We start from the raw sequence: 23,205 nt of genomic DNA, 5'->3' as shown, positions 1-23,205 counted from the left end.
TTTTTACAGGACAGTATGTTTTCTTACTCCCTCCAGGCAAGGGATAAAAGCCTCTACCAATCTCCATCTAGGCGTAGCGATTTTCAGAAAAGTGCATATACTGTTGTAATCACAATTCACGACTCATCGTTGAGAGGATGGAGGAAATGGAAAAACGGAAAAAACCTAAGTTTAACATCGGTGATACAGTCGTGATCACTATTTATGGGACTGTGGGGAAAGTGACAGATGTAAAATGGCTTGACGGCCTTCATGTATACGAGATAAATAATAGCGAGGGCTTGTATTTGGAAACGAGTTTGCAGATGCTCTCTGAGTACGATGGAAAGCTGCTTGATAAGGAGCAAATCGACATCGAATACAAATACTTTTTTGGAGACTTAGTACAAGTAAAAGGTTATGGGTCAGACCTATTTAAGGTTGTTGGTTTTCGGACGGAAATCTGGAGATATAAAGAAGATGCCTGGGAGGATGTCATTTATGAACTGTCCAGGATTAAAGATGGAGAATGGCTTGAAGCCGGGGAAGAAGAACTGACGCTTGTTGCCGACTCGGACAGTGCAGATACATTTATCCAGAAGCTGGGCCTTTTGTTTTCGGCGAATAAAGAAGTAAAGCCATCAGTCAACCTTGAAAAACCTCATCAGCCAAGAGCAGGTGAAAAAGAAGAGTTGCGTAAAATTCATCAGAAGAGGATGACGATCGATAACCTTCTCGATTTATATAATGATTACCGAATTTTATATAAATGGTTCAAAGATGATGAGTACGCGCATGTCATGAGAGTCATTCTTCGCAAACTTTCAATGCTTGTTAATAATGATGGGAAAAGCCACGTTTAGAATAATCCTGCAAATTCAAGCAGCACATAAACAAGAAAAGGAATTCCCGCCAACTGGAAAAATTTAAATAGGAAATTCACAATGGTGCCAAACAATTCAACAACCACACTATCTTCATTGTTCACATCTTCAACAAACATTTCGGCAAGAATACCCAGTCTCTGCATTCCAAATCACTCCTAAATTGATTTATTCCATTCTATGCTTGTCCAAAAACATTAGAACAATTTTCAGAAAATTGGTTTAGCTTGGCATTAAACATCTGTGCTTCACATACATTTGGAATAAAGGGGGGCGAATCTGTGAAAGAGATTGAGGTTGTTATCGATACAGAAGAGATTGCTGAATTTTTCTTTCATGAACTTGTTAAAAGGGGATACGTTCCCACAGAGGAAGAACTTGAAGAGATGGCAGATATCACATTTGAATATCTGATTGAAAAATGTATCATCGATGAGGAAGAAGATATAGACTAGGTAAGTTACACTTTGTAATGGCAGGTTCTGATGAATCTGCCTTTTTATATTTTGTTTTAAAAAAACTTCTTTTTATTGAAACTCTGTCTGTTTATAATCGTATACATCTATAAGAAAGAAAAAAGTGAAAACAGGGAGGCATATGGTATGTCATTTTTTAATAAGGTGTTTGCAAGTGTCGGCATCGGAGCAGCTAAAGTAGATACGAAGCTGGAAAAAGACCGGGTGATGCCAGGAGAAGAAGTGCGTGGGATTGTAGAAATTCGCGGGGGAAGCACAGAGCAAAATATCGATGACATCTATTTGAGTTTACATACAACTTATATAAGAGAAGCAGATGAGAAAAAGTATACTGCCACTGCCCAAATTGATCGTTTCAAACTTACACAGTCATTCATGATCAAAGAGAATGAAACAAAGGAAATTCCTTTCACCTTCAGGCTTCCGTTAGAAATGCCATTATCGATGGGCAGGACGAAGGTTTGGGTGTCAACAGGGCTTGATATCAAAAACGCAGTTGATCCAAGCGATAAGGATTATTTGACAGTAGTACCCAATCAGTTGATGCATGGAATGTTTAACGCGATTAGTGACCTTGGCTTCCGACTGAGGGAAGCTGAGTGCGAGCAAGCGCCAAGACATCTCCGGAGAAATATGCCGTTTATCCAGGAGTTTGAATTCGTGCCGGCATCAGGCCCATTTAGAGGAAGACTGGATGAATTAGAGGTAATTTTCTATCCAAACAGTGAGAACGAAATTGAGGTCTTGATGCAAGTTGACCGCAGAGCCAGGGGACTTGGAGGTTTCTTGTCAGAAGCGATGGGTACCGATGAAACATACGTAAGAATGAACATCAATGTTTCAGATCTTCCTTCATTAAAGCAGAACTTGCAAAACATGATAGAGCGCTATTGCTAAGATGTGAATAAGTAATCCAGCAAAAGACGATGAAGCAACGATATGCTTCATCGTCTTTATTTTGGTTAAGGAATTTATAAAGGTATTGAGTTGTGGATAACTCAATTCAGTTTTCTTAATCCAGCTCCAGCGCCTAGCCCCTCGAGTCGCTTGTCTAGTGTCGCCTCCTAGAAACTCCGAAACTTCAACTCCGCCGGCAGAAGCAAAAAGCGCTTCTTTGTCGGAGTCTCCAGTTTCTGCGTTTCTGGACAGTCGGCTATACTTTTCGTTTTCGGTCCGCCCAATGAAGTCAAAGAACGACTTCACTGGTCGGCCCTCCAGCGCTTGTCGGGGCTGAACGAGGCGCTTGCGCTTTTTGTTCTTATCCTCTTTTCTTTCTTCCGGTAGCAGAAAATTCTTTGCCGTGAGCTTCCTGTTCTGCAACGATGGCTTCAGGAGGAACATGATTGTTTTTCTTTGGTGAGTTGATTCGGTTGCGGTGTTTTTTACCCATTACCCATTCTCCTTTATTTCCAGTTTTTTATACAATTGGTACTATGGAATTTTTTGTTGCAGCTGTGGTAAAGCTATTTTTAGCTTACCCGTTTACAAAATTGTCATGAAACTGAAGATTTTCCTGCTTAACTATATTGTGGTATAGTTTTGAGGTAGGAACCTATAGGATGGAGGATTATTTTAATGAGTGTACATATTGGTGCTAAAGAAAATGAAATCGCAGAAACGGTATTGCTTCCTGGGGATCCATTAAGAGCAAAATATATTGCAGAAACTTTCCTTGAGGATGCAAAGTTATATAATGAAGTCAGAAATATGTTTGGCTACACAGGTACATATAAAGGTAAAAGAGTATCTGTACAAGGAACAGGGATGGGAGTTCCGTCGATCTCTATTTATATCAATGAATTGATGAATAGCTATAATGTCCAAAACCTGATTCGCGTGGGTACATGCGGAGCAATCCAGAAGGATGTTAAAGTCCGTGACGTCATCCTGGCAATGACTTCTTCAACTGACTCCCAAATGAACCGACTTACATTCGGTGGAGTAGACTTCGCTCCGACAGCGAATTTTGACTTATTGTACAAAGCGTATAATTCAGGTCTTGAAAAAGGTTTGAACCTTAAAGTTGGTAACGTATTCACTGCAGATCAGTTCTACAATGATAATGCAGAATTAGAAAAATGGGCACAATACCAGATTCTGGCGGTAGAAATGGAGACAACAGCTCTCTATACCCTGGCTGCTAAATACGATCGTAAAGCCCTTTCAATCCTTACAGTCAGCGACCATATCCTGACTGGAGAAGAAACTACTTCAGAAGAGCGACAAACTACATTCAACGACATGATTGAAGTTGCACTTGAAGCTGTAGTAAAAGAATAAAAATGAAGAAAACCCTTTCCCTTAAGGAGAGGGTTTTCTTATGGGGATAATTCTTAGGAATAACTTTCATGGGCATTTCGAAGGACAGTAGAAGCCAAATGTCTAAGAACCCGAAACAGCATAACATTTTCCAGCAAGTTTAGATTAGAATCCATACACTTTCTCCGAATGCAGGGAGTTTGCCCATCTCCTGAAGCAGACATAATGAAGAAAGGAGATAATGGTAAAAAAGGCCATTCGAAAGTTTGTTGAAAAATGTTAGAATGGTGTTATTGCCTTAAAATGTTGAAGATTGGTGGACATAATGAAAAGAATATTACTGTTTCTCGCATTGCCGATTTTATTGACAGGTTGTGCCCCTATAGAGCCTTACTTGGAAAAGATCCCTTACCTTGGAGAAAAACTAGTTGGCCAAGATGGACAGGCTGATCAAGCAGTTGAAGGGAATAAAGATGAAGACCCAGAAGATAACAAGGTTAATGAAATCCCTGAGGAGGACAAGCCCGCAGAAGATGAACTGACACTAGAAGCCGCCTATTTCAATGTCATCCAGGATTCAGACGGCAAGAATGTTATCCAGAATCCGCAAAACACGATGTCCCTCGTTAACAAAATTTTCGGGTTGCCGGAAAACTATATTCCGGCAGATTTAGTTCGTCCGAATGTACCATTCTCTTTTGGAGATGCGAAGCTTGAAAAGAGCCTGATGAGGAAAGAGGCTGCGGATGCTTTGGAAAAGATGTTTGCAGGAGCAAAGTCTGACGGAATTGAAATCGCTGCTGTTTCAGGATACCGATCATATGGACGCCAGGAAACTCTTTTCAATGCTGAAGTGAACAAAGTTGGCGAAGAAAAAGCACTTCAGGCAGTTGCCAGACCTGGTAGCAGTGAGCATCAAACAGGATTAACAATGGACATCTCGAGCAAGTCAAATAATTTTCACTTGAATGAACAGTTCGGTTCAACAAAAGAAGGGGTGTGGCTTGCCCACAATGCCCATAAATACGGGTTTATCCTCAGATACCCAAGAGGTAAAGAAGGAATAACCGGATATATGTATGAACCATGGCATTTCAGGTATGTGGGGATCAGGGCAGCAACTGAAATTTATGAAAACGATTGGACACTGGAAGAGTACTTTGAAAATGTGAAGAAAATATAGGATAAGCCTGGCTGTCAGATGCCAGGCTTTTTTTTATAAAATATGTAGATAATCAAACTATCTTCTTACCTCACAAACTTCAGTAAGCATTAAATGTGACATTTTTAACGGTTGTATTCACAATTAAGGGTAAAATAAAAAATAAATACAAACTTTACGGTTGCTAAATATACTATACAGGGGTATAGTAATTAGTGAAGAGGAAATGAAATTTTCGATTGAAACGGGGTGTAGATGATGAAAGAACAAATGACTGTCGACATCACTGGTATGACTTGTGCCTCCTGTTCCACAAGGATTGAGAAAGTCCTTAACAAAATGGATGGCGTAGAAGCAACAGTGAACCTGGCGATGGAAAATGCCTCAGTCACTTATGAATCAGAAAAAATTAAACCAGACGATATATTCAATAAAATCAACGACCTGGGGTACGGTGTCAGAAACGAAAAAATGGATCTGGATGTTTTCGGTATGACTTGTGCAGCTTGTTCAACAAGGATTGAAAAGGTTCTTAACAAAATGGACGGAATGGAGTCAGCTACCGTCAACCTTGCAACCGAATCCGCATCTGTTGAATTTAACAGTGCTGTCCTGACAGCTGATAAAATCATTTCCAAAATACAGGATCTGGGCTATGATGCAAAGGAAAAAGTCCAGCGGGAAGCAAAGGCTCAGCAAAAAGAAGAAGAAATCAATGCAAAGAAACGGAAGCTATTTATATCAATCCTTTTATCACTTCCGCTTCTATATACAATGATCGGCCATGCTCCATGGGATACGGGATTGCCGATGCCACATCTGTTGATGAATCCGTGGTTCCAGCTTCTATTGGCAACACCAGTACAATTCTGGATTGGCGGGCAATTTTATGTGGGTGCCTATAAGTCGCTCAAGAACAAGAGTGCGAATATGGATGTCCTGGTAGCTCTTGGTACATCGGCTGCGTATTTCTATAGTCTGGCAGAAGCTATTAAAACAATTGGAAATCCAGGTTATATGCCGCATTTGTATTTTGAAACAAGTGCAGTCCTGATTACTTTGATTCTTGTTGGAAAATTGTTCGAGTCACTAGCCAAAGGACGCACAACTGAAGCAATCTCTAAGCTTCTAAGCCTTCAAGCTAAAGAAGCGACTGTCATTCGGGATGGTGAGGAGTTTAAAATTCCGATTGAAGAAGTAAAAGTAAATGACACAATTATTGTCAAACCAGGTGAGAAGATTCCGGTCGATGGAAAGGTCGTATCCGGCCAATCAGCTGTTGATGAAGCGATGATCACCGGGGAATCAATCCCGGTTGAAAAAACAGCTGGCGATTCTTTAATCGGTGCTACAATCAATAAGAATGGCACTTTGACGATGACTGCAACAAAGGTTGGCAAGGATACGGCTCTTGCAGGAATTATTAAAGTGGTTGAGGACGCTCAGGGAAGCAAAGCGCCAATCCAGCGTGTGGCCGATCAGATTTCCGGAATTTTTGTTCCGATTGTTGTCGCTATCGCAATCGTTACATTCCTTGTCTGGTACTTTGTCATCACACCTGGCGACTTTGCATCAGCCCTTGAAACAGCCATTGCTGTGCTCGTTATTGCCTGCCCTTGCGCACTTGGTCTCGCAACACCAACCTCCATCATGGTTGGTACGGGAAAAGGCGCAGAAAATGGGATTCTTTTTAAGGGCGGAGAGCACTTAGAAGCTACTCACAAAATCAATGCTATTGTTCTTGATAAAACGGGTACAATTACTAAAGGGAAACCAAGCGTAACTGATCTTGAAGTTTTCGGTGACGAGGAAAAGGTCCTTAAATATTTGGTATCTGCTGAAAAAGCATCTGAGCATCCTCTTGCTGAAGCCATTGTGGAATACGGTAACGCAAAAAATATAGAATTATTACCTATGGATGAATTCGCTGCAATACCTGGCCACGGAATTGAAGCAACCATCAACGGTGAGAAAGTATTTGTTGGAACCAGAAAGCTGATGGGTAAAGAGGGTATCGAATTCGCACAATATGAAGATCGATTGGAAAAATTGGAGACTGAAGGCAAGACAGCCATGATGATTGCAATCAATAATAAATTGAGCGGAATCGTCGCTGTTGCCGATACTGTTAAAGAAACAGCAAAAACTGCGATTGAAGAGCTCAAATCCATGGGTATTGAAGTGTATATGCTTACTGGTGACAATACGCGCACTGCCAAAGCAATTGCAGCCCAGGTTGGGGTAGACAATGTAATAGCAGAAGTCCTCCCTGAAGAAAAAGCGAACCATGTAAAAGAACTTCAGTTAAAAGGCAAAAAAGTCGCGATGGTCGGAGACGGCATCAATGACGCGCCTGCACTTGCCCTTGCTGACATTGGGATTGCCATCGGAACTGGAACGGATGTTGCCATCGAAGCTGCGGACGTCACCATTCTTGGCGGGGAATTGACCCTGATTCCTAAAGCAATCTCATTAAGTAAAAAAACGATGCAAAACATCCGCCAAAACTTGTTCTGGGCTCTCGCATACAACTCAGCGGGAATCCCTATTGCAGCCATTGGCCTCCTGGCTCCATGGGTAGCAGGTGCAGCTATGGCATTCAGTTCGGTTTCTGTAGTGACTAATTCCCTTCGTTTGAAGCGGATTAAGTTATAAATTTTAAAATAGAGAGGAAGATTTTAAATGGAAAAAACAACTTTAAATGTATCAGGAATGACTTGCGGACACTGCGAAAAGGCAGTTAAGAACGCTTTGATGGGAGTAGACGGAGTGGCTAGCGTCGTCGTTTCCCTTTCAGAAGGAAAAGCTGAAGTAGAATATGATGCTTCAAAAGCAGAAGTGAGCAAAATGAAGGAAGCAGTAGAAGATCAAGGCTACGATGTAGAATAGTAATGAAAAGCAGCGGTTTTCTGACCGCTGCTTTTTTCATTACATCTAGAATTGGCAAGCACTTAGGCCTTTGGATTCTAGATTATTGGCGATTACCTATTTTTCTGTTAATTTTTCAGTAAAAATGTTATCCTAATCATTAAGGATTTTAAGCTTGATTGGAAAGTGGTGAAAAGGGTTGGATCAGCAAAATATGAATGAAGAAAACAAAGATGATCTAAAGGGTCAAGAAAAGACAGCAGAAGCTGAGGCTAAAAATAGTTTTCTTCGGATAAAGAAGTTCCACTTTGCAATGCTGTTGTTTTTTCTAGTCTTTTTAACAGCGGGAATCACTACCTTTGCGCTTGCTTTCGGCGAAGACAAGCCGGCAGTGCAGGTAATTAGAGAGAGAGAAGAATTTGCAAAGCTATACGACGCATATGATACTTTGAAAAATGACTATTTCCAGGAAGTTGATCAGGAAAAGCTAATAAATGGTGCGATAGATGGAATGCTTGAATCATTGGACGATCCATATTCCGATTATATGAGCCAGGAAGATGCAAAGAATTTCCATCAGAGCTTGTCGTCTTCATTTGAGGGAATTGGAGCAGAAATTCAGGAGAGAGATGGTTTCATATTTATTGTCACTCCATTGAAGGGTTCTCCTGCAGAAAAAGCAGGCCTTCAACCAGAGGATAAAATTATGTCAGTTGATGGAAAAAGCCTTCAAGGCATGAGTACGACTGAAGCGGTGGCTCTTATTAGAGGAGAAAAAGGTACGGACGTAAAGCTGTCAATTCTTCGCCAGGGTGGAGAAAAACCGGTTGATGTCACAATAACCCGTGACACGATACCGATTGAAACGGTTTATGGTGAAATGATGGACGGAGGAATTGCAAAAGTCCAGATAACCAATTTCTCGCAAAACACTGCAAATGAGCTAGTAAATATTTTGAATGATCTCCAGAAACAAGGAATGAAAGGCCTCGTACTGGATCTTCGCCAAAATCCAGGTGGACTCCTGGATCAGGCAATCAAAATCTCCAGTCTCTTTGTGCCTGAGGGGGAAATACTCTTCCAGGTTGAAGACCGTGAAGGCAATGTAGAGAAATATGCATCAGAGAACGAAAATAATAATAACCTTCCTTTAGTTGTCATCATTGATAAGGGGAGTGCGAGTGCATCCGAAATCCTTGCAGGAGCAGTCAGTGAATCAGCCGGAGTACCTCTTGTGGGAGAAAAGTCATTCGGCAAAGGCACAGTCCAGCGAGCTGAGGATTTCTCAGACGGATCGAATATGAAGTTCACGACAGAAAAATGGTTGACGCCTAAAGGCAATTGGATTCATAAGAAAGGCATTAAGCCGGATCATGAAGTCTCAATGCCTGAATATGCTTCACTGCCTTTCATTGATCCGGAAACTGAATTGAAGGTATCAACAGCTTCTGAACAAGTCAGGGCTGCACAAAAGATGCTGAAAGCTCTAGGGTTTGAACCAGGCCGTGAGGATGGTTTCTATGATGAAAAGACAAAGGAAGCTGTCATCGCATTCCAAAAGTCAAAAGAGCTTGAAGAAACAGGTATTCTTAAAGGAAGCTCAACTATCGAATTAATGAATGCTCTGCGCGAACAGATTAAGAATGACGATCCACAAATTCAGAAAGCAATAGAAGTGTTAAAGCAGGAAATGAATAAATAAAAAGAATCTCCAGCTTTTGCTGGAGATTTTCAATATTACTTAGAAAAAATAAGGTGATGAGAACATGAAAAAAGCAGAGGTTTATATTTTGTCCGGTTTCCTGGGAACAGGCAAAACGACATTACTTAAACAAATTTTACAACATGAAAAAAATAGCGGCCGGAACATTGCAGTTATGATGAACGAGCTAGGCAGTGTTTCGATCGATTCAGATGCCGTTGACACAGATGTTCCTTTAAAAGAGCTTCTTGGAGGGTGTATTTGCTGTACGATCCAGGACAAGCTTGAATCCCAGCTTCAAGGATTGTTATTTGATCACGATCTGGATGCCATTTACATAGAGACCACTGGTGCAGCTCATCCTGTAGAAGTTTTGGATGCCGTCCTTTCTCCATTGTTTGCAGACAAGCTTGCGATCAAAGGAATCATTACGACTGTAGATGGCCTACAGTGGCTCAATAGACAGTCTTTAGACCCCCAAGTCCATCAGCTTTTGATTGAGCAAGTGAAGCATGCTGACCTTATCATCGTCAATAAATCAGATTTGCTCAATGAATCAGAGCAGGCAAAAATCAGCATGGACATTCAAGGCCTAAATTCTCAAGCGAAATGTATTTTGAGCACCTATTCAAAAGTGCCAATTAAGCTTTTGGAGGGTTTGGCATATACCGATAAAGCTAAAAGTTCTGGGGCACATGTTCAGGCAGATCTAAGACTAAGCACTTTTGTGCATCAATTCCAGGGTGCTGTCAGCCAGAGAGGTTTTGAAGATTTTTTAAGGGCGCTGCCGGATTCCGTATACCGGATAAAAGGATATGTATTATTTGACCATTCTCAATATCCGGACCTGTTCCAGTATTCGTATGGGATGCCATTATATATGAAGGAATATATGAAAATGCCTCTCAATCTCGTTTTCATCGGCCAGGTAACTGATTGGCCCCAGCTTGGACAGCAGCTGAAGGAACTGGAAAAGTAAGTCAGTTTTAAGGTTGCAGGACATGGGGTAAAAAAGGTATATCTTCGATGGAAAGGATGATTTAAATGCCTTGGACAAAGAATGATTATCCAGCCTCAATGAAGAACCTTGACCCTGATGTCCGCGAGAAAGCTATTGAGATAGCAAACGCGCTTGTTGAGGAAGAACATTATGATGATGGAAAAGCAATCCCGATTGCGATTGACAAAGCGAGGGAATATGTAGAAAACCATGATGATGATTAAACTATGCCCAGCTCTGCTGGGTTTTTTGTTTGCTTAAAAGTGGAAGCATCTGAATAGTAAAAAGCAAAAAAGCAAAAACTTTCATGAAGCATAATTCTAATCTGTAGATTGAATCCATGATCTAAGCCGAAAAAAAAGAGATGATTTTAAATGCAAACAATAAAAATTATTATAATGATAATTGTTTTTCTTGCTTTCACTGGAAATGACATAGAAGCCAAAAAGTCTCCTAAAAAGACCCCAATCAAGATGACACAGTGGGAAGAGGTTAATGAAATCCTGCCCAGGTACAGCAAGTTCACAGTGGTCGATTTGGAAACAGGTTTGAAATTTCGGGTACAAAGGAGGGCGGGAAGCAACCATGCGGATGTCCAGCCGTTAACTTCAAAAGATACTGAAATCATGAAGAAGATATATAATGGGAAGTGGAGCTGGAAGCGCAGGGCCATAATCGTCATCTCGGAAGATGGGAAAATCGCAGCCTCGATGCATGGAATGCCACATGGCGGCGGAGCCTTAAAAAATAACTTTCCTGGTCATTTTTGCATACATTTTTATGGGAGCACGACCCACAGGACGAACTTCATGGATCTATCCCATAAACTTATGATTCTGAAGTCAGCAGGAAAGCTCGAAAAATACCTGGAACATACGGACCCATACGATTTGGTCAACGCGTATATCGCAGGATTAAAACAGCAGGACCGTAACATTGTTTTCTTGATCTCACTGCAAGACCTTGAATGGGAAAAGGTGCTGCCCAAAATTGAGAATATCAGGATTTCGCGAATGGAAGTTTTACCTGCCGAGGATGTGGGAGATCAGTTGAGCCTTACGGTTCCAGTTGAGCTTAATTTGCAGCTTAAAGGGATCGGCGGAAAGACATTTAACGGTGAAGTCATCCTGGTAAGATTCATGCCGAATGAACAATGGAGAGTGGATTCAATAACTTTCTTTGAGAAAAATGGGATTAAGTTAAGCAAATAAAAAAGCTTGAGAAATCTCAAGCTTTTTGTATGTTGTGAATGCCGCTCCTATTGAACCTTAACTTTCACCAAACTTGGCAAAGGTTTTTTCATCCTCTACCAATCCACAGGCTGCGCACTGGATTTTCATTTCAGGACCTTTGTATGGAAGATGAAAAGGCTCAAGCTGTTCGTTTGAATACTGCTCCACTATTTCACCTGATTGAGGATTTAATTTGACAGGCTGCGGTACTTGGGAGATCATATTGAATCTTGTCCTGTTAGTCTTACAGTTAGGGCATCGATATGGTTTGCTCATAATAGTTATTCTCCTTTAATGTAATTTAACTTATTTTTTGCATTGTCTGTTTAAAATATGTAAATATACTAGTGAGGGTTTTACCTAGTTAATTAACTGCAGGAGGCATAAGGATGCTAGCAATGGATTATGAAAAGATACTAGATGAGTACAGGACTATATGGAACAATCGAAGACTTCAATTTGACCAGTCACCAGAGGACATTCTAAGAGAAGCTATAAAAAGGGATCTGAAGGATGAAAATTCCCACCCAAGAGCAAGAAGGACATTAATGGAAAAATACTACCTTGCCACAAAAAGAATTTTAGAAGCATCTTTGACAAGTGAGAGTAAAATCAAATTGTTACAGTTGCATATGGAACTTGCTGAAGCAATCCTGGATGAAGCAGGGAAGTAAATACCGGCATTTATATGATATGTAATTATGAAAGAAGGAAGGTACTCTTGCTTCTTTTTTTGTGTGTTAATAAAAATGTCAGAAATAACATCTTTAACTATTGATTTTATACCCCTAATGGTATATTATTTATATTGTAAGTTCAGTAATGAACAAGAAATAACAAGAGGTGAAGAGTAGTTGCTCACAACTTTAATCATCAGTCTCCTTTTGGTTACCTTAGTTTTCAACCGCTATGTTCCAGTTAGAAATCTTCCAGCGGTAAAAGATTATGAACAGGATGCAGTATTTGTCGATCTCAGAGATTATCAGGATTCTGCAAAAAATCCAGTTAATGGCGCAATCAATATTCCATGCGGATATTTGAAACGATATATTAAAGAAATTCCGAACAGGCATATTGTCATCATTGCTTCCAATGAATTGGAAAAGAACTTTGGTGCAAGATTGCTTATAAAATATGGTTATAATGTTAAAGGATATACCATTACTGGTCCATCACAATAGGAGGTGGCAAGGTGGAGTACAATAAGGAAATTGTCAATCGTTTGAAAAGAATCGAAGGACAGGTTAGGGGCAGCATCCGGCTGCTTGAAGAACAGGAAGAATGCAAGTCGGTCGTTACCCAATTATCTGCTATACGTTCTGCAGTTGACCGTACTATTGCTTTGGTTGTCAGCAAGAATCTTGAACAATGCCTGATTAACGATTTACAAGAAGGCAGAGAAACTTCACAGGCTGTAAATGATGCTGTAGAATTACTTGTCAAGAGCAGAAAATAATCTGATTTCTATTCTTGACAAGGTGTTTTTTGTCACTTAAAATACCCGTATGGGTATATGGAAAGAAGTGATTCCACCCCTGCAAGATCATGAATAACTAAAAATGATAAAGAGGTGCAAACGGATGGATGTTGTAATTAATGTATTAATTGTCGTTCTTGCTGTGGCTTTCTTATGGAGCCGTTTCGCTCCAACAAAGGGAGTAAATCAAATCACGACAGCACAACTGGGTGAAATGATGAAATCAAAGAAAGCTGGAGTGCAATACGTTGATGTAAGGACTCCAGGAGAATATAAAGGAAATCACATCAAAGGATTCAAGAATATCCCGCTTCAACAGCTGGCTAACCGCACAGGAGAACTTTCACAGGATAAAGATGTAGTCGTTATTTGCCAGAGCGGCATGCGCAGCAGCCAGGCAAGCAAGTTATTGAAAAAAGCAGGATTTAGTAATGTTACTAATGTAAAGGGCGGCATGAGCGCCTGGTAATATAGAGGAGGAAATTGAAATGCGTCAGATGACACCAACAGAAGTACAAAACGGACTGGGCTCAAATGAATTCGAAGTTGTAGATGTTCGCGAAGTAAGTGAAGTAGCACAAGGGAAAATTCCGGGGGCAATCCATATTCCATTAGGACTTCTGGAGTTCAGGATGAATGAATTAGACAAGAACAAAACCTACGTAATGGTCTGCCGCTCAGGCGGACGCAGCTCTAGATCCACTCAATTCCTTGAGTATTATGGCTATAATGTAATCAACATGCAAGGCGGCATGATGGCATGGCAGGGTCCAACTGAATAATACCCCAGAAGAGATGGCGCTTGCCGTCTCTTTTTTTTGTAAAAAATATTCATTCATTTCGTTTGTATTATACGGTGGCCACATTATGTCCTGAAGGTTATTTCCAGAAAATGTCGAAATATGCTTGCTTGTTTAAAAATAAACTCGTACACTATTAATGAAAAGAATATTTCGACAATTAGTAACAAGGAGGAATTCTGATGTCTGGTTTAAGCCATGTGGAGTTGGAACTTGTTAGAGAAAATGTTCATGTCGAAGTTATCCATGAATTGTTGGTTAAGGGATGCTGGATTGAGGATCATGATCATCGTTGCATAGTATCCCAGGCGCAAATTGAGTTCAGTGGGGGTTTCCATGATTCTTATTTCAAGATCAGCCTGAAACCTAACGAGCTCCTTATTGAATCAGACAGTCCATGGGAACTAGAAGTACTGGCTGAAGAACTGAAAGAAATAGCCGTTAAAAAAGCAATGATATTAAAATAAGATTTACATACTTTAGAACTTGTCGCCAGAAATGGGGGCAAGTTTTTTCTTTTTTATCTAAATCAGTTGATATAAACTACCCCCGTTAATTCGATTTCATAGAATTATCACAAATTAGAGATATAATATTATGAGATACTTGTGAGAGAAAAGGAGTAAATTATGAAGTGGATTTATATAATTGCCGTAACGACTTTCACTGTTTTGTTATCTGCCTGTTCTTTTGAATCTTTTGAGCCTATACGAAAAGATTCTTCTATTATATCTACGATAAATATCAAGGAAATGACAATTTCATTCTATGACATGGCAAAGGGTGAGAAGTTACCTGACTGGAATGTAGACCGCCCTTACATCGGAGGACTGATCCTTCCAGATAAGGATACGATATTGCTCTATGGAAAGGCTTTGAATACTGCTGATTTATACTCATTAAGCAAAGGTAAGAAGATTGAGTCCTGGAAAACTGGAGAGGGAATCGTAAACGCATTACTAGTCGAGGATGGAACTCAAATTGCGTTCGCAGATCAGGAAAGGGACAGTGTCCGATTTTTCGATTTGAGTGGAACAGAAGTGGATGAAGTTAGGGTGGAAAAAGAGCCATTGACACTTCTTGAGGCTGAGAATAAACTTTTTGCGATCAGTTATAACCAAGAAATGCTGAGCATAGTCGACCTGAAAAATAAACAGCGGCTTCCAGGGTTTGAGATCCATCCTGCAGCAGCCGGAGCACTAATGAGCAAGGAGAAAGATGAGCTATGGATTGGCGGGCATGGAAAAGGAACTGAAGTTGAAGAGCTGATTCACATATACGACCTTAATAATGGACGTTTAATAAAAGAGATTTCGGCGCCTATTATGCCTGTGGATTTCACAAAGGATGAAGATGATATATTTGTCCTGAGCCATGGATCGAATATGCTTTATAAATTGGCAGAGGACGGAACAAAGAAGGGTTCTTTAAAGGTGGGTGCGAATCCCTTCGAAATTGATTTCTTTGCAGATAAGCTTATTGTTGCTGGGTACGACAGTAACGAAGTCTATATAATTGACCCGGAAAGCCTAACCATTGAAAAAACGCTGGAAGTAGGAAACGGTCCATTCCAAATAGTGACGAGGGAGAGGTAATAATATGAATCCCATAAATGTTTTAATCATAGATGACGAAGAGGATATGCGCAATCTTGTTCAAATGTATCTGGAGAATTCCGGATTTAATTGTGCCCATGCTGCTGACGGAGCTGAAGGGTTGAGAAAACTTCATGAGCAAAATTTTGACCTTGTAATCCTTGATATTATGATGCCTTTTGAAGATGGCTTTGCTGTTTGCGGAAAGATACGTACCTTTTCACAAGTGCCGATCATCTTTTTATCTGCTAAAGGTGAAGAATGGGATAAGGTAAGAGGGCTCCAGCTTGGAGGGGACGATTATCTAGTCAAACCTTTCAGTCCCGGTGAACTTGTAGCCCGAATCAATGCTTTGTTAAGAAGGACATCTTTTGTTAAAAATGATGAAGATACAGTGACTCTAGGAAGTATCAACATTGATAAAAAGGGCAGAAGAGTCAGTGTTGAAGGAGAAATTATCCCGCTTACCCTCAAGGAGTTTGAATTGCTGGTTTTTCTCGTTCAGCACCAGGGGCAAGCCCTTAGCAGGGAACAGCTTCTTGAATTTGTGTGGGGCATGGACTACCATGGCAGCCTGAGGACAGTTGACACCCACATCAAGACGCTGAGGATGAAGCTGGGAACTGGAGACTATATTCAAACAATCTGGGGTGTAGGCTATAAATTTGAGGTGCCGGCAACATGATTTCTTTTTCTGACAGCCTGTTTAAAAAACTTTGGCTGACGGTTACTGTTACAATTTTGGTGACCGTATTGTATTCATACTTTTTATCTTATCTTTTTTATGAAAAGTTATATGTCGATATAGTTGAAGATTCTTTGTTAGAAGAAGGGAACCGACTTGCGAGTGACTATACAGGCGGCCTGTTGTCCGATGAAATGAAACAGCGGGTTGAATGGTATAATGAAAAATCGGAATCCGAGGTTTTTCTTGTCAGTAACCCCAAAGAATTAAGCGCCTGCCTTCCATATTCAATTGATTATGAAACATTGATAGGGAAGGAAGAACGTGAACTGCTTTTGAAAGGTGAACCGGTCATGAAAGCTGGTTTTGAGGAGAGGTTTGGCAGGAAGATTCTAGCTGTAGCAATTCCACTCCTTGATAATAACCGACTTGAAGGAATTATTTATTTATATGTTCCCCTCGCTAAAATCTCTGAATTAACCGTTGATTTTTCTTTTTTATGGCTGATTGGCGGTGTATTGTTCATAGTTATTGCTGCCTTCCTGGGTTTTAAAATGCTTCATCGGCTAACGAGGCCACTCGCAGCCATGAAGGAGGCTGCCGAAAGGGTATCTGGAGGAGATTATTCAGCACGGGTCTATATTAAATCAGACGACGAAATTGGCCAGCTTGCAAAAGCCTTCAACCATATGTCAGAGTCTGTGCAGAAAGAGGATGAGAAAAAGAGGGAGTTCCTCGCCGATGTTTCTCATGAACTCAGGACTCCGATCAGCTATATTAAAGGTTATAGCGAAGCTCTGGAAACTGGTATGATAAAAGAGAAGGATGAAAAGAATAAATATTTAAAGCTTATCAACAGGGAATCAGGCAGGATGGTTAAGCTCGTTGAGGATTTACTCGATTTATCGAGATTGGACGCGGATGAATATCGGTTAATAAAAAATCCTTTTCCTTTAGCACAGCTTATGGAGGATTTTATAATTAAATATGGTCCAGCCTTGAAAGAAAAAAATATCAGCCTGACACTTAATCTTGATCCAGATATCATCATTTACGGAGATGAAGGGAGACTCGAACAAATCTTCCAGAACATTATCGACAATTCGATACGCTATACAGAAAGTGGCGGCAGCATTTCAATCATGCTTTCCAAGCACCCCTATGGCTGTAAAGTTGAAATTGCAGACACTGGAACGGGAATACCAGAGGAGGATATTAACAAGCTGACTGAACGTTTTTATAGAGTGAATAAGGCGAGATCAAGGGCAGATGGTGGTACTGGACTTGGTCTGGCAATTGTTGATAAATTAATCAAGCTACATGATGGTAAAATGGAAATAGCAAGCGAGCTAGGAAAAGGAACGACCATCAGTCTTTATTTTCCGGCTGTGGAATTATAGAGATTGTTGACAAAGTTAATCATCTTTCCGACTTTTGGATCACGATAACACAAACTATTTAAGGGGTAAATTGAATGAAACGATTGTTGGTTACATTAATGGCAGTATTGCTAGGTCTGTTAACGACAGCTTGTGCACAGCAGGAAGTAGAAGAAGAACCACATTTTTTGGAAGTTGAGCTTACAGCAAATCCTGAAAAAGCTCAATTAAATGAAGAAGTTACTTTCGAGGCTAAGGTTAGTTATGGAACAGAAGAAGTTAAGGATGCCGACGAAGTGAAATTCGAAATCTGGCGTTCTCAAGCAGAAGAACATGAAAAGATAGTAGTAGAACATGACGAAAACGGGATTTATCGCTTGAAAAAATCGTTTGGGGAGGAAGGAACCTACTATATCATTGCTCATGTTACAGCACGCAGCATGCACAATATGCCAAAGATTGAATTTGTGATCGGCAGTCCGAGTGAGCCAGAAGAAGCTGAGAATTCCAGTGAAATGGATATGGATGAACATAATACAGAGGCTGAGGATGAGAAAGGACATTAATAGAAAGCGGCGATTGCCGCTTTTTTTTCGTTTTTACACTTTCTAATGATTGTTCGTTTAAATAAGTTGTCACTTTAGGTGTAATATACCTTAATGATTGTCATATTAACGAAAAAAATGTCATAGAAAACGCCCCTCAAAAAGTGCTGTCAATATTAATATTATTCCTTATCATGGTCCAGCTGGGATTTTTTTAAAAAAAGCAGATAAATATAGAAATGTAAACAGAACTTATGACTTATCTGTTAAAGCCTCTTAAACATTGATATTTTGTATAATCAGGGAATAAGCCAACCCAAATACTTTTAGTAGAATAATAGTTTTTCCTATTTGTCCCAGGTTTATTACAAAAAAACCGTGATATGATTAGTTTGCAAGAGAGAGACAAACTAAATTTCGGGAGGAATTCGGGAATGAACAAGAAAATGATTCTTACAGCTATTGCTGCAGCTGCCTTATTCACAGCAAATCCAGGTATGGATAAAGCGGATGCTTCTACTATACAGACCAAAGTTTACTATTATCAAAGTGGAAATGTAAGCAATGAACAAATTAATTCTATCTTACAGAAGTATTTTAAGAACTATCAGTTTTCATGGAAACAGGCACAGCCAGCTAACACTAATGTACAGGAACCAGTAAAAGCTCCAGCACCAACAACTGTACAAGAGCCAGTAAAAGCTCCAGCTCCAACTCCTGCGCCAGTTCAGGAGCCTGCTAAAGCGCCTGCTCAAGAACCTGCTCAAGAACCTGCTGCAGCACCAGTTTCTTCAGCAGTTAGTGCCTATGAGCAAAAAGTAGTAGAGTTGACAAACCAGGAGAGAGCAAAGAATGGTTTAAAACCACTTGCACTTGATACTGAACTAAGCAAAGTAGCGAGGGAAAAATCACGCGATATGCAAAGCAAAGGCTATTTCAGCCACACTAGCCCAACTTACGGTTCACCTTTTGATATGATGAAAAAGTTTGGAATCTCATACCGTTCAGCAGGTGAAAATATTGCTATGGGCCAGCGTACACCGGAGGAAGTAGTGAAAGCATGGATGAATAGTTCTGGCCACCGTGCAAATATCTTAAACTCAAGCTATACACACATTGGTGTAGGCCATGTAGCAACAGGTAACTATTGGACACAAATGTTCATTGGAAAATAATAAGCTTAAAAAGAGCAGCCGCCAGGCTGTTCTTTTTTTAGACTCTTTTCGTAAAATTCGTTTCAATTAATTTGATATGTCGATTTCAGCGTATTGCATATCCACGATTTTATGAAGCCTTAATTCCAGCACTCCATCCTTGTAGTTTGCTGCCGCTCCCTTCCGCTTAACGGTTGCTGGCAATACTAATGTGTGTTTATCTGACATAACAGGAATGTGTTCAATGATTACCTGATTTGAAGTATAAAAAAGTTTCATTTGTTTAAGCCAGGCTTCATCTTTTAGCGGTACCCGGACAAAAACAAAATCATGAGTTTCAAACATTTCCGCACCTAATCCGCTAGTTGGCTTGACTGCATCAGGTGAGGTTTGCTGCTGCATCCCTTTGATCCATTCTTCAGGTTTTAACCCTTGCATATTTGGCTGAAGCATTTTGCCCATCATTTGCTGGACATAATTTTCAATTTCATCTGGTTTCATTTCCAAAAACTTCTTCTGTGTATTTCGGTCGAACGGCAATAGATTCCATGGAAACAATTATATCCCGCCTTTCAAGCAGACCATCTTCGATATGGATATTATATGCAGGCATTGGCCCAGCGGTTAAAGTCAAATTGTTCTCAATATATGAAGGTTAAAAGTTGCAAAACAGCCTGCTTCTTTTTAGTATAGTGATATGTAATCTAATGAGGATGAGGGGTACAGGTTGTGGAAAATAAAACGGCTTTGATTACCGGAGGTGCCACCGGTTTAGGAAGACGAACAGCACTGCAGCTTGCTGCCGAAGGTATAAACGTAATTATCAATTATCGGAACAGCAAAATAGAGGCTGAACAGCTTGCGGCGGAACTATCGGAAGTGTTCAACACAAAAAACATTTGTGTTCAGGGAGATATAACGAATTATGAAGATTGTGAAAAAATTGTTTCGCAGGCTTTGAAGGAATTCTCTGCGATTGATATAGTCGTTCATAATGCTGGGCCATATATTTCCGAAAGAAAGAAAATGGCTGATTATCATATACAGGAATGGACTTACTTAATTAATGGCAATTTAAACGCGGTATTTTATTTATCAAACTTGCTAATACCTTCTATGAGGAAAAGGAATTGGGGGAGGATCATTACAGTGGGTTTCGACAGGGTGGAGTCGGCTCCAGGGTGGATTTACAGGTCTGCTTTTGCGGCGGCTAAGTCAGGACTGGCTTCATTGACAAAGACACTCGCGCTGGAAGAGGCAGAAAACGGGATCACCGCCAATATGGTCTGTCCTGGTGACATCACAGGTGAGTGGAAAGAAAGAGCAATCAGCGAATCCATGAATGCCAGGGACTTTTCCGTACCAGTAGGCAGACCCGGTACAGGGGAAGATATCTCAAGGGTTATCAGCTTTCTAGCGAATGATGATTCCAGTTTTATAACAGGAAGTATCATACCTATTACCGGGGGGAAAGATGTGCTGGGAAAAGCTCTGCGTGAAAACCTTTAGGACTAACCATTAAAAACGCCAGCGATGGCGTTTTTATTTTGAAAGATTATCGGGTTATGGATGACCGTTTTTGAAGGAACGTAAATTGAATAACGTGAAGCAGGTTGGGAAAACTAATAACAATTAGCAGTCAAATCGAATTGAATTATCTAATAATTAGTAGTATTTAGTTTAATTCTGCGAGGTGATGAAAATGGGAATAGGGTTTAACATGAATAGAATCAATCCAAATCAGACGCAGGTTTTCTTTGAGGATGGACGGTATGAAACATTGACAGATGCCGAACTTGAAGCATTCCTGTCAGAGGCTTCCTTATCGGAACGGGAAGAAACAAATGGGCAGGATTTGCTGAATTAAAAAACGCCCTGACCGTTTATCAGGGCGTTTTTACATGGTTTTATATCATGCCTCCAACAATTGGGCGGCTTCTTCTTCTTGGACACCAGACCTTTTTAGGTACAGTGTATATTGATCCTTAGGAATTTCATAAAGGTCGTAAACCTCACCATTAGCATTTAACTGCTCATAAATGTGCTTGCGAGTTTCATTTGCCTTCACCACGTAAGGCAGCTTTTCTGCTGCTTTAATGGAACGGATATTGACTTTCCTGATACGCATGAAAATAGTCTCAATACCAATATCATAAAATAATTCCTGGAAGAAAGCATCCTTAGCCAAGGTGTTGTATCCTCTCCCATGGAAAGGTTTCCCCAGCCAGGTTCCTAAAAAACCGGCTCCTTCTTGAATATCAAATAAATTTATTGTGCCAATAGGAGTTCCCCACTCGTCAAGTATCGTACGGGAGATTAATTCTCCTTGTTCTTCCGCTTCAATCGTTTGCTTTGTAATAAATACGAATTCTTCATATGAATGTGCCTTTTGGCGCACAAAAGGGAAGACCTCCGGATGCGCCATCAGCTCAAATAATTCGTGGCAATCATGTAGATCGCGTTTCTTGAGCATATTGTATCCCTCCACGCAGGGCAGTCCTATCCCGTGCGAATGTAACTACACGGCCACCCTCGAAATTTTTTGTAAGTTGCTAAAAAATTTCGGGGTGGGAATCGAACCCACTAGAACCAGGATACTGGTGGCGCACCATTTGCCTTCCCTAATCACTTTGCTTTATGAAATTTTATTTCCAAAGAGTATAATACAGGATATTTTAAAAAAAGAAAATAGGTTTTTCACCCTTTTTTTCTGTGTTTTTTTGCCAAGAATCTACAGCGATTTTCGACTAAATCTGATAAACAACTTTGCCATTGATCATTGTCCACAATGGCTTTGCGCTGAAGTGGAATGGATGTTGATTCCAAAGGACTAAATCAGCGTCTTTCCCAGGCTCGATACTGCCTACACGGTCATCAACCCGCAGGTTCCTTGCTGGCAAAATGGTGATTCCTTCCAGTGCTTTTTGTTCAGATAATCCTTCCCTCACTGCGATGGCAGCACAAAGGTTTAAGTACTGGATTGGGGTGTATGGGTGATCAGTAGTAACAGATACCTCAACACCATGGTCAGTCAGTTCCTGATAAGTTTTCCAGCTCTTATTCTTAAGTTCCACTTTCGAACGGCGGGTGAGTGTTGGACCTACTGAAACTTTTAAATTCAGGCCGGCTAGCTCTTCTGCAATCAAATGCCCTTCAGTACAATGCTCGATCCGTAAATCCAGATTGAATTCCTCAGCAAATCTGATCGCAGACATGATATCATCTGCTCTATGGGCATGGATTCTTACAGGAATTTCCCTGTTCAATGCTTTAATGATCGGCTTAACTCTCAGGGAATCTGGATTTTCAGCATTCATCGCCTCGTAAAAAGCTTCCCTCAGCATCCCCATTATCCCCATACGTGTGATTGAATCTTTATTCCCCATACTGTGAATTCGTTTCGGGTTTTCACCCAGTGCAATTTTAAGTCCTGCTGTTTCTTGGATGATCATGTTCTTAACGTTTTTTCCCGCCGTTTTTATGACAGAAGTCGTTCCGCCGATTACATTCGCACTTCCAGGCATCACATGTGCCGTGGTAATTCCATACTTAAGTGCATCGCTGAATGCAGGGTCGAGCGGGTAGACCCCGTCAATCGCCCGTACGTGAGGACTCATCGGCTCAATTGTTTCGTTGGCATCATTTCCAGCCCATCCTGTACCTTCATCATAAAGGCCGAGGTGTGTATGGACATCGATGAACCCTGGAAGCAAAAAGTTGTTTTTACAATCAATAACCTCGTACCCAGGTTCAATCGTAATTTCAGAGTCTAGTTTAATTATTTTTCCTTCTTTTATGAGAACATCACAATTTGGCCTTGGCTCAGAGGTGATTGGCATTACATTTGCATTTTTAAGGAGTATCCTGTTCATTTTTCATCCTATCCTGTCCTTATTTTCTTGCACACTGGCTAGAATTCAAGAGTTAACTCACTATTTCTTCCTTCAAGGAAGACCCTTAATTTTCATTATAATGAAAAAGTCCATCTTTAATGAAACTTTTTTACTG

Annotated in this window: 31 protein-coding genes; 24 read left to right on the top strand and 7 right to left on the bottom strand. The window is 40.5% G+C overall.

What is annotated here, in order from left to right; translation table 11 throughout:
- Positions 1 to 146: 146 nt before the first annotated feature.
- A complete protein-coding gene (locus CD004_RS13400) occupies positions 147 to 842 on the top strand; it encodes a hypothetical protein (protein ID WP_102263233.1) in 696 nt (231 codons plus the stop codon).
- On the opposite strand, the gene CD004_RS24100 is transcribed toward CD004_RS13400, so the two are convergent.
- On the bottom strand, positions 839 to 1,009 hold the full coding sequence (locus tag CD004_RS24100) for a hypothetical protein (protein WP_170029981.1): 171 nt from the start codon (positions 1,007 to 1,009) through the stop codon (positions 839 to 841). The genes CD004_RS13400 and CD004_RS24100 overlap by 4 nt on opposite strands.
- Before the next feature lie 135 nt (positions 1,010 to 1,144).
- On the opposite strand from CD004_RS24100, the gene CD004_RS13395 reads away from it, so the two are divergent.
- Together CD004_RS13395 and CD004_RS13390 are read left to right on the top strand one after the other, a co-directional pair.
- Positions 1,145 to 1,318: a YozD family protein gene (locus CD004_RS13395; protein WP_023627690.1), complete on the top strand. Its 174-nt coding sequence runs from the start codon at positions 1,145 to 1,147 to the stop codon at positions 1,316 to 1,318.
- A gap of 147 nt (positions 1,319 to 1,465) precedes the next feature.
- Positions 1,466 to 2,236, top strand: a complete 771-nt coding sequence (locus CD004_RS13390) for a sporulation protein (RefSeq protein ID WP_102263232.1) — start codon at positions 1,466 to 1,468, stop codon at positions 2,234 to 2,236.
- Here the strand turns inward: CD004_RS13390 and CD004_RS13385 are convergent.
- The gene (locus tag CD004_RS13385) at positions 2,195 to 2,542 is read right to left on the bottom strand and encodes a hypothetical protein (protein WP_102263231.1); all 348 of its coding nucleotides are present in this window, start codon (positions 2,540 to 2,542) and stop codon (positions 2,195 to 2,197) included. The two genes, CD004_RS13390 and CD004_RS13385, sit on opposite strands and share 42 nt — an antisense overlap.
- Before the next feature lie 55 nt (positions 2,543 to 2,597).
- Positions 2,598 to 2,729, bottom strand: a complete 132-nt coding sequence (locus CD004_RS24465; protein ID WP_264190899.1) for a hypothetical protein — start codon at positions 2,727 to 2,729, stop codon at positions 2,598 to 2,600.
- 185 nt (positions 2,730 to 2,914) lie between these two features.
- On the opposite strand from CD004_RS24465, the gene deoD reads away from it, so the two are divergent.
- The 8 genes from deoD to CD004_RS13345 all read left to right on the top strand — a co-directional run bounded on the left by deoD (position 2,915) and on the right by CD004_RS13345 (position 11,541).
- Entirely contained in the window at positions 2,915 to 3,619 is a 705-nt protein-coding gene (gene deoD / locus CD004_RS13380) for a purine-nucleoside phosphorylase (protein ID WP_102263230.1), read from the top strand.
- A 304-nt stretch (positions 3,620 to 3,923) separates the two neighbouring features.
- Positions 3,924 to 4,781, top strand: coding sequence for a M15 family metallopeptidase (locus tag CD004_RS13375; RefSeq protein ID WP_102263229.1), 858 nt, complete (start codon positions 3,924 to 3,926; stop codon positions 4,779 to 4,781).
- Positions 4,782 to 5,018: 237 nt separating this feature from the next.
- Positions 5,019 to 7,415, top strand: a complete 2,397-nt coding sequence (locus CD004_RS13370) for a heavy metal translocating P-type ATPase (protein ID WP_102263228.1) — start codon at positions 5,019 to 5,021, stop codon at positions 7,413 to 7,415.
- 27 nt (positions 7,416 to 7,442) lie between these two features.
- On the top strand, positions 7,443 to 7,649 hold the full coding sequence (gene copZ / locus CD004_RS13365; RefSeq protein WP_102263227.1) for a copper chaperone CopZ: 207 nt from the start codon (positions 7,443 to 7,445) through the stop codon (positions 7,647 to 7,649).
- Between the two features lie 193 nt (positions 7,650 to 7,842).
- Positions 7,843 to 9,330 carry a lmo1851 family serine protease gene (locus tag CD004_RS13360; RefSeq protein WP_102265101.1) on the top strand — a complete coding sequence of 496 codons (1,488 nt, stop codon included), beginning with the start codon at positions 7,843 to 7,845 and terminating at the stop codon, positions 9,328 to 9,330.
- 64 nt (positions 9,331 to 9,394) lie between these two features.
- Positions 9,395 to 10,309 carry a CobW family GTP-binding protein gene (locus tag CD004_RS13355; protein ID WP_102263226.1) on the top strand — a complete coding sequence of 305 codons (915 nt, stop codon included), beginning with the start codon at positions 9,395 to 9,397 and terminating at the stop codon, positions 10,307 to 10,309.
- Between the two features lie 65 nt (positions 10,310 to 10,374).
- The gene (locus CD004_RS13350) at positions 10,375 to 10,554 is read left to right on the top strand and encodes a DUF2188 domain-containing protein (protein WP_102263225.1); all 180 of its coding nucleotides are present in this window, start codon (positions 10,375 to 10,377) and stop codon (positions 10,552 to 10,554) included.
- A gap of 150 nt (positions 10,555 to 10,704) precedes the next feature.
- On the top strand, positions 10,705 to 11,541 hold the full coding sequence (locus CD004_RS13345; protein WP_102263224.1) for a hypothetical protein: 837 nt from the start codon (positions 10,705 to 10,707) through the stop codon (positions 11,539 to 11,541).
- 57 nt (positions 11,542 to 11,598) lie between these two features.
- Here CD004_RS13345 and CD004_RS13340 read toward each other — a convergent pair whose 3' ends face one another.
- The gene (locus tag CD004_RS13340) at positions 11,599 to 11,838 is read right to left on the bottom strand and encodes a DNA alkylation repair protein (RefSeq protein ID WP_102263223.1); all 240 of its coding nucleotides are present in this window, start codon (positions 11,836 to 11,838) and stop codon (positions 11,599 to 11,601) included.
- A 113-nt stretch (positions 11,839 to 11,951) separates the two neighbouring features.
- On the opposite strand from CD004_RS13340, the gene CD004_RS13335 reads away from it, so the two are divergent.
- From CD004_RS13335 to CD004_RS13285, 11 genes are all read left to right on the top strand, one after another.
- On the top strand, positions 11,952 to 12,236 hold the full coding sequence (locus CD004_RS13335) for a hypothetical protein (RefSeq protein ID WP_102263222.1): 285 nt from the start codon (positions 11,952 to 11,954) through the stop codon (positions 12,234 to 12,236).
- Positions 12,237 to 12,416: 180 nt separating this feature from the next.
- Positions 12,417 to 12,743: a rhodanese-like domain-containing protein gene (locus tag CD004_RS13330; RefSeq protein WP_102263221.1), complete on the top strand. Its 327-nt coding sequence runs from the start codon at positions 12,417 to 12,419 to the stop codon at positions 12,741 to 12,743.
- Between the two features lie 11 nt (positions 12,744 to 12,754).
- On the top strand, positions 12,755 to 13,018 hold the full coding sequence (locus tag CD004_RS13325) for a metal-sensitive transcriptional regulator (protein ID WP_023627704.1): 264 nt from the start codon (positions 12,755 to 12,757) through the stop codon (positions 13,016 to 13,018).
- 124 nt (positions 13,019 to 13,142) lie between these two features.
- Positions 13,143 to 13,508 carry a rhodanese-like domain-containing protein gene (locus CD004_RS13320; protein WP_102263220.1) on the top strand — a complete coding sequence of 122 codons (366 nt, stop codon included), beginning with the start codon at positions 13,143 to 13,145 and terminating at the stop codon, positions 13,506 to 13,508.
- Between the two features lie 19 nt (positions 13,509 to 13,527).
- Positions 13,528 to 13,821 (top strand): rhodanese-like domain-containing protein, encoded by a 294-nt coding sequence (locus CD004_RS13315; RefSeq protein ID WP_102263219.1) that lies wholly within the window; start codon positions 13,528 to 13,530, stop codon positions 13,819 to 13,821.
- Positions 13,822 to 14,021: 200 nt separating this feature from the next.
- The gene (locus tag CD004_RS13310) at positions 14,022 to 14,306 is read left to right on the top strand and encodes a hypothetical protein (protein ID WP_102263218.1); all 285 of its coding nucleotides are present in this window, start codon (positions 14,022 to 14,024) and stop codon (positions 14,304 to 14,306) included.
- Between the two features lie 162 nt (positions 14,307 to 14,468).
- Positions 14,469 to 15,434: a YncE family protein gene (locus CD004_RS13305; RefSeq protein WP_102263217.1), complete on the top strand. Its 966-nt coding sequence runs from the start codon at positions 14,469 to 14,471 to the stop codon at positions 15,432 to 15,434.
- A 4-nt stretch (positions 15,435 to 15,438) separates the two neighbouring features.
- The gene (locus CD004_RS13300) at positions 15,439 to 16,119 is read left to right on the top strand and encodes a response regulator transcription factor (RefSeq protein ID WP_102263216.1); all 681 of its coding nucleotides are present in this window, start codon (positions 15,439 to 15,441) and stop codon (positions 16,117 to 16,119) included.
- Positions 16,116 to 17,519 carry a sensor histidine kinase gene (locus tag CD004_RS13295; protein WP_102263215.1) on the top strand — a complete coding sequence of 468 codons (1,404 nt, stop codon included), beginning with the start codon at positions 16,116 to 16,118 and terminating at the stop codon, positions 17,517 to 17,519. The genes CD004_RS13300 and CD004_RS13295 overlap by 4 nt, the downstream gene beginning before the upstream one ends.
- A 74-nt stretch (positions 17,520 to 17,593) precedes the next feature.
- Positions 17,594 to 18,064, top strand: coding sequence for a FixH family protein (locus CD004_RS13290; RefSeq protein WP_102263214.1), 471 nt, complete (start codon positions 17,594 to 17,596; stop codon positions 18,062 to 18,064).
- A 413-nt stretch (positions 18,065 to 18,477) separates the two neighbouring features.
- Positions 18,478 to 19,218 (top strand): CAP domain-containing protein, encoded by a 741-nt coding sequence (locus CD004_RS13285; protein ID WP_102263213.1) that lies wholly within the window; start codon positions 18,478 to 18,480, stop codon positions 19,216 to 19,218.
- 66 nt (positions 19,219 to 19,284) lie between these two features.
- On the opposite strand, the gene CD004_RS13280 is transcribed toward CD004_RS13285, so the two are convergent.
- Entirely contained in the window at positions 19,285 to 19,755 is a 471-nt protein-coding gene (locus CD004_RS13280; protein ID WP_102263212.1) for an Hsp20/alpha crystallin family protein, read from the bottom strand.
- A gap of 171 nt (positions 19,756 to 19,926) precedes the next feature.
- On the opposite strand from CD004_RS13280, the gene CD004_RS13275 reads away from it, so the two are divergent.
- Both CD004_RS13275 and CD004_RS23840 read left to right on the top strand, forming a co-directional pair.
- Positions 19,927 to 20,706: an SDR family oxidoreductase gene (locus CD004_RS13275; protein WP_102263211.1), complete on the top strand. Its 780-nt coding sequence runs from the start codon at positions 19,927 to 19,929 to the stop codon at positions 20,704 to 20,706.
- Positions 20,707 to 20,899: 193 nt separating this feature from the next.
- Positions 20,900 to 21,064 (top strand): hypothetical protein, encoded by a 165-nt coding sequence (locus tag CD004_RS23840; protein ID WP_023627716.1) that lies wholly within the window; start codon positions 20,900 to 20,902, stop codon positions 21,062 to 21,064.
- 45 nt (positions 21,065 to 21,109) lie between these two features.
- Here the strand turns inward: CD004_RS23840 and CD004_RS13270 are convergent, their stop codons facing one another.
- Positions 21,110 to 21,670 (bottom strand): GNAT family N-acetyltransferase, encoded by a 561-nt coding sequence (locus tag CD004_RS13270; RefSeq protein WP_102263210.1) that lies wholly within the window; start codon positions 21,668 to 21,670, stop codon positions 21,110 to 21,112.
- A 274-nt stretch (positions 21,671 to 21,944) separates the two neighbouring features.
- Positions 21,945 to 23,069 (bottom strand): amidohydrolase, encoded by a 1,125-nt coding sequence (locus tag CD004_RS13265; protein ID WP_102263209.1) that lies wholly within the window; start codon positions 23,067 to 23,069, stop codon positions 21,945 to 21,947.
- Positions 23,070 to 23,205: the final 136 nt, after the last annotated feature.

Source organism: Mesobacillus jeotgali (genome assembly GCF_002874535.1).
Classification (GTDB): domain Bacteria; phylum Bacillota; class Bacilli; order Bacillales; family Cytobacillaceae; genus Mesobacillus; species Mesobacillus jeotgali.
The sequence above is the reverse complement of the archived record's forward strand: the minus strand, read 5'-3'. Positions and strand labels throughout refer to the sequence as shown.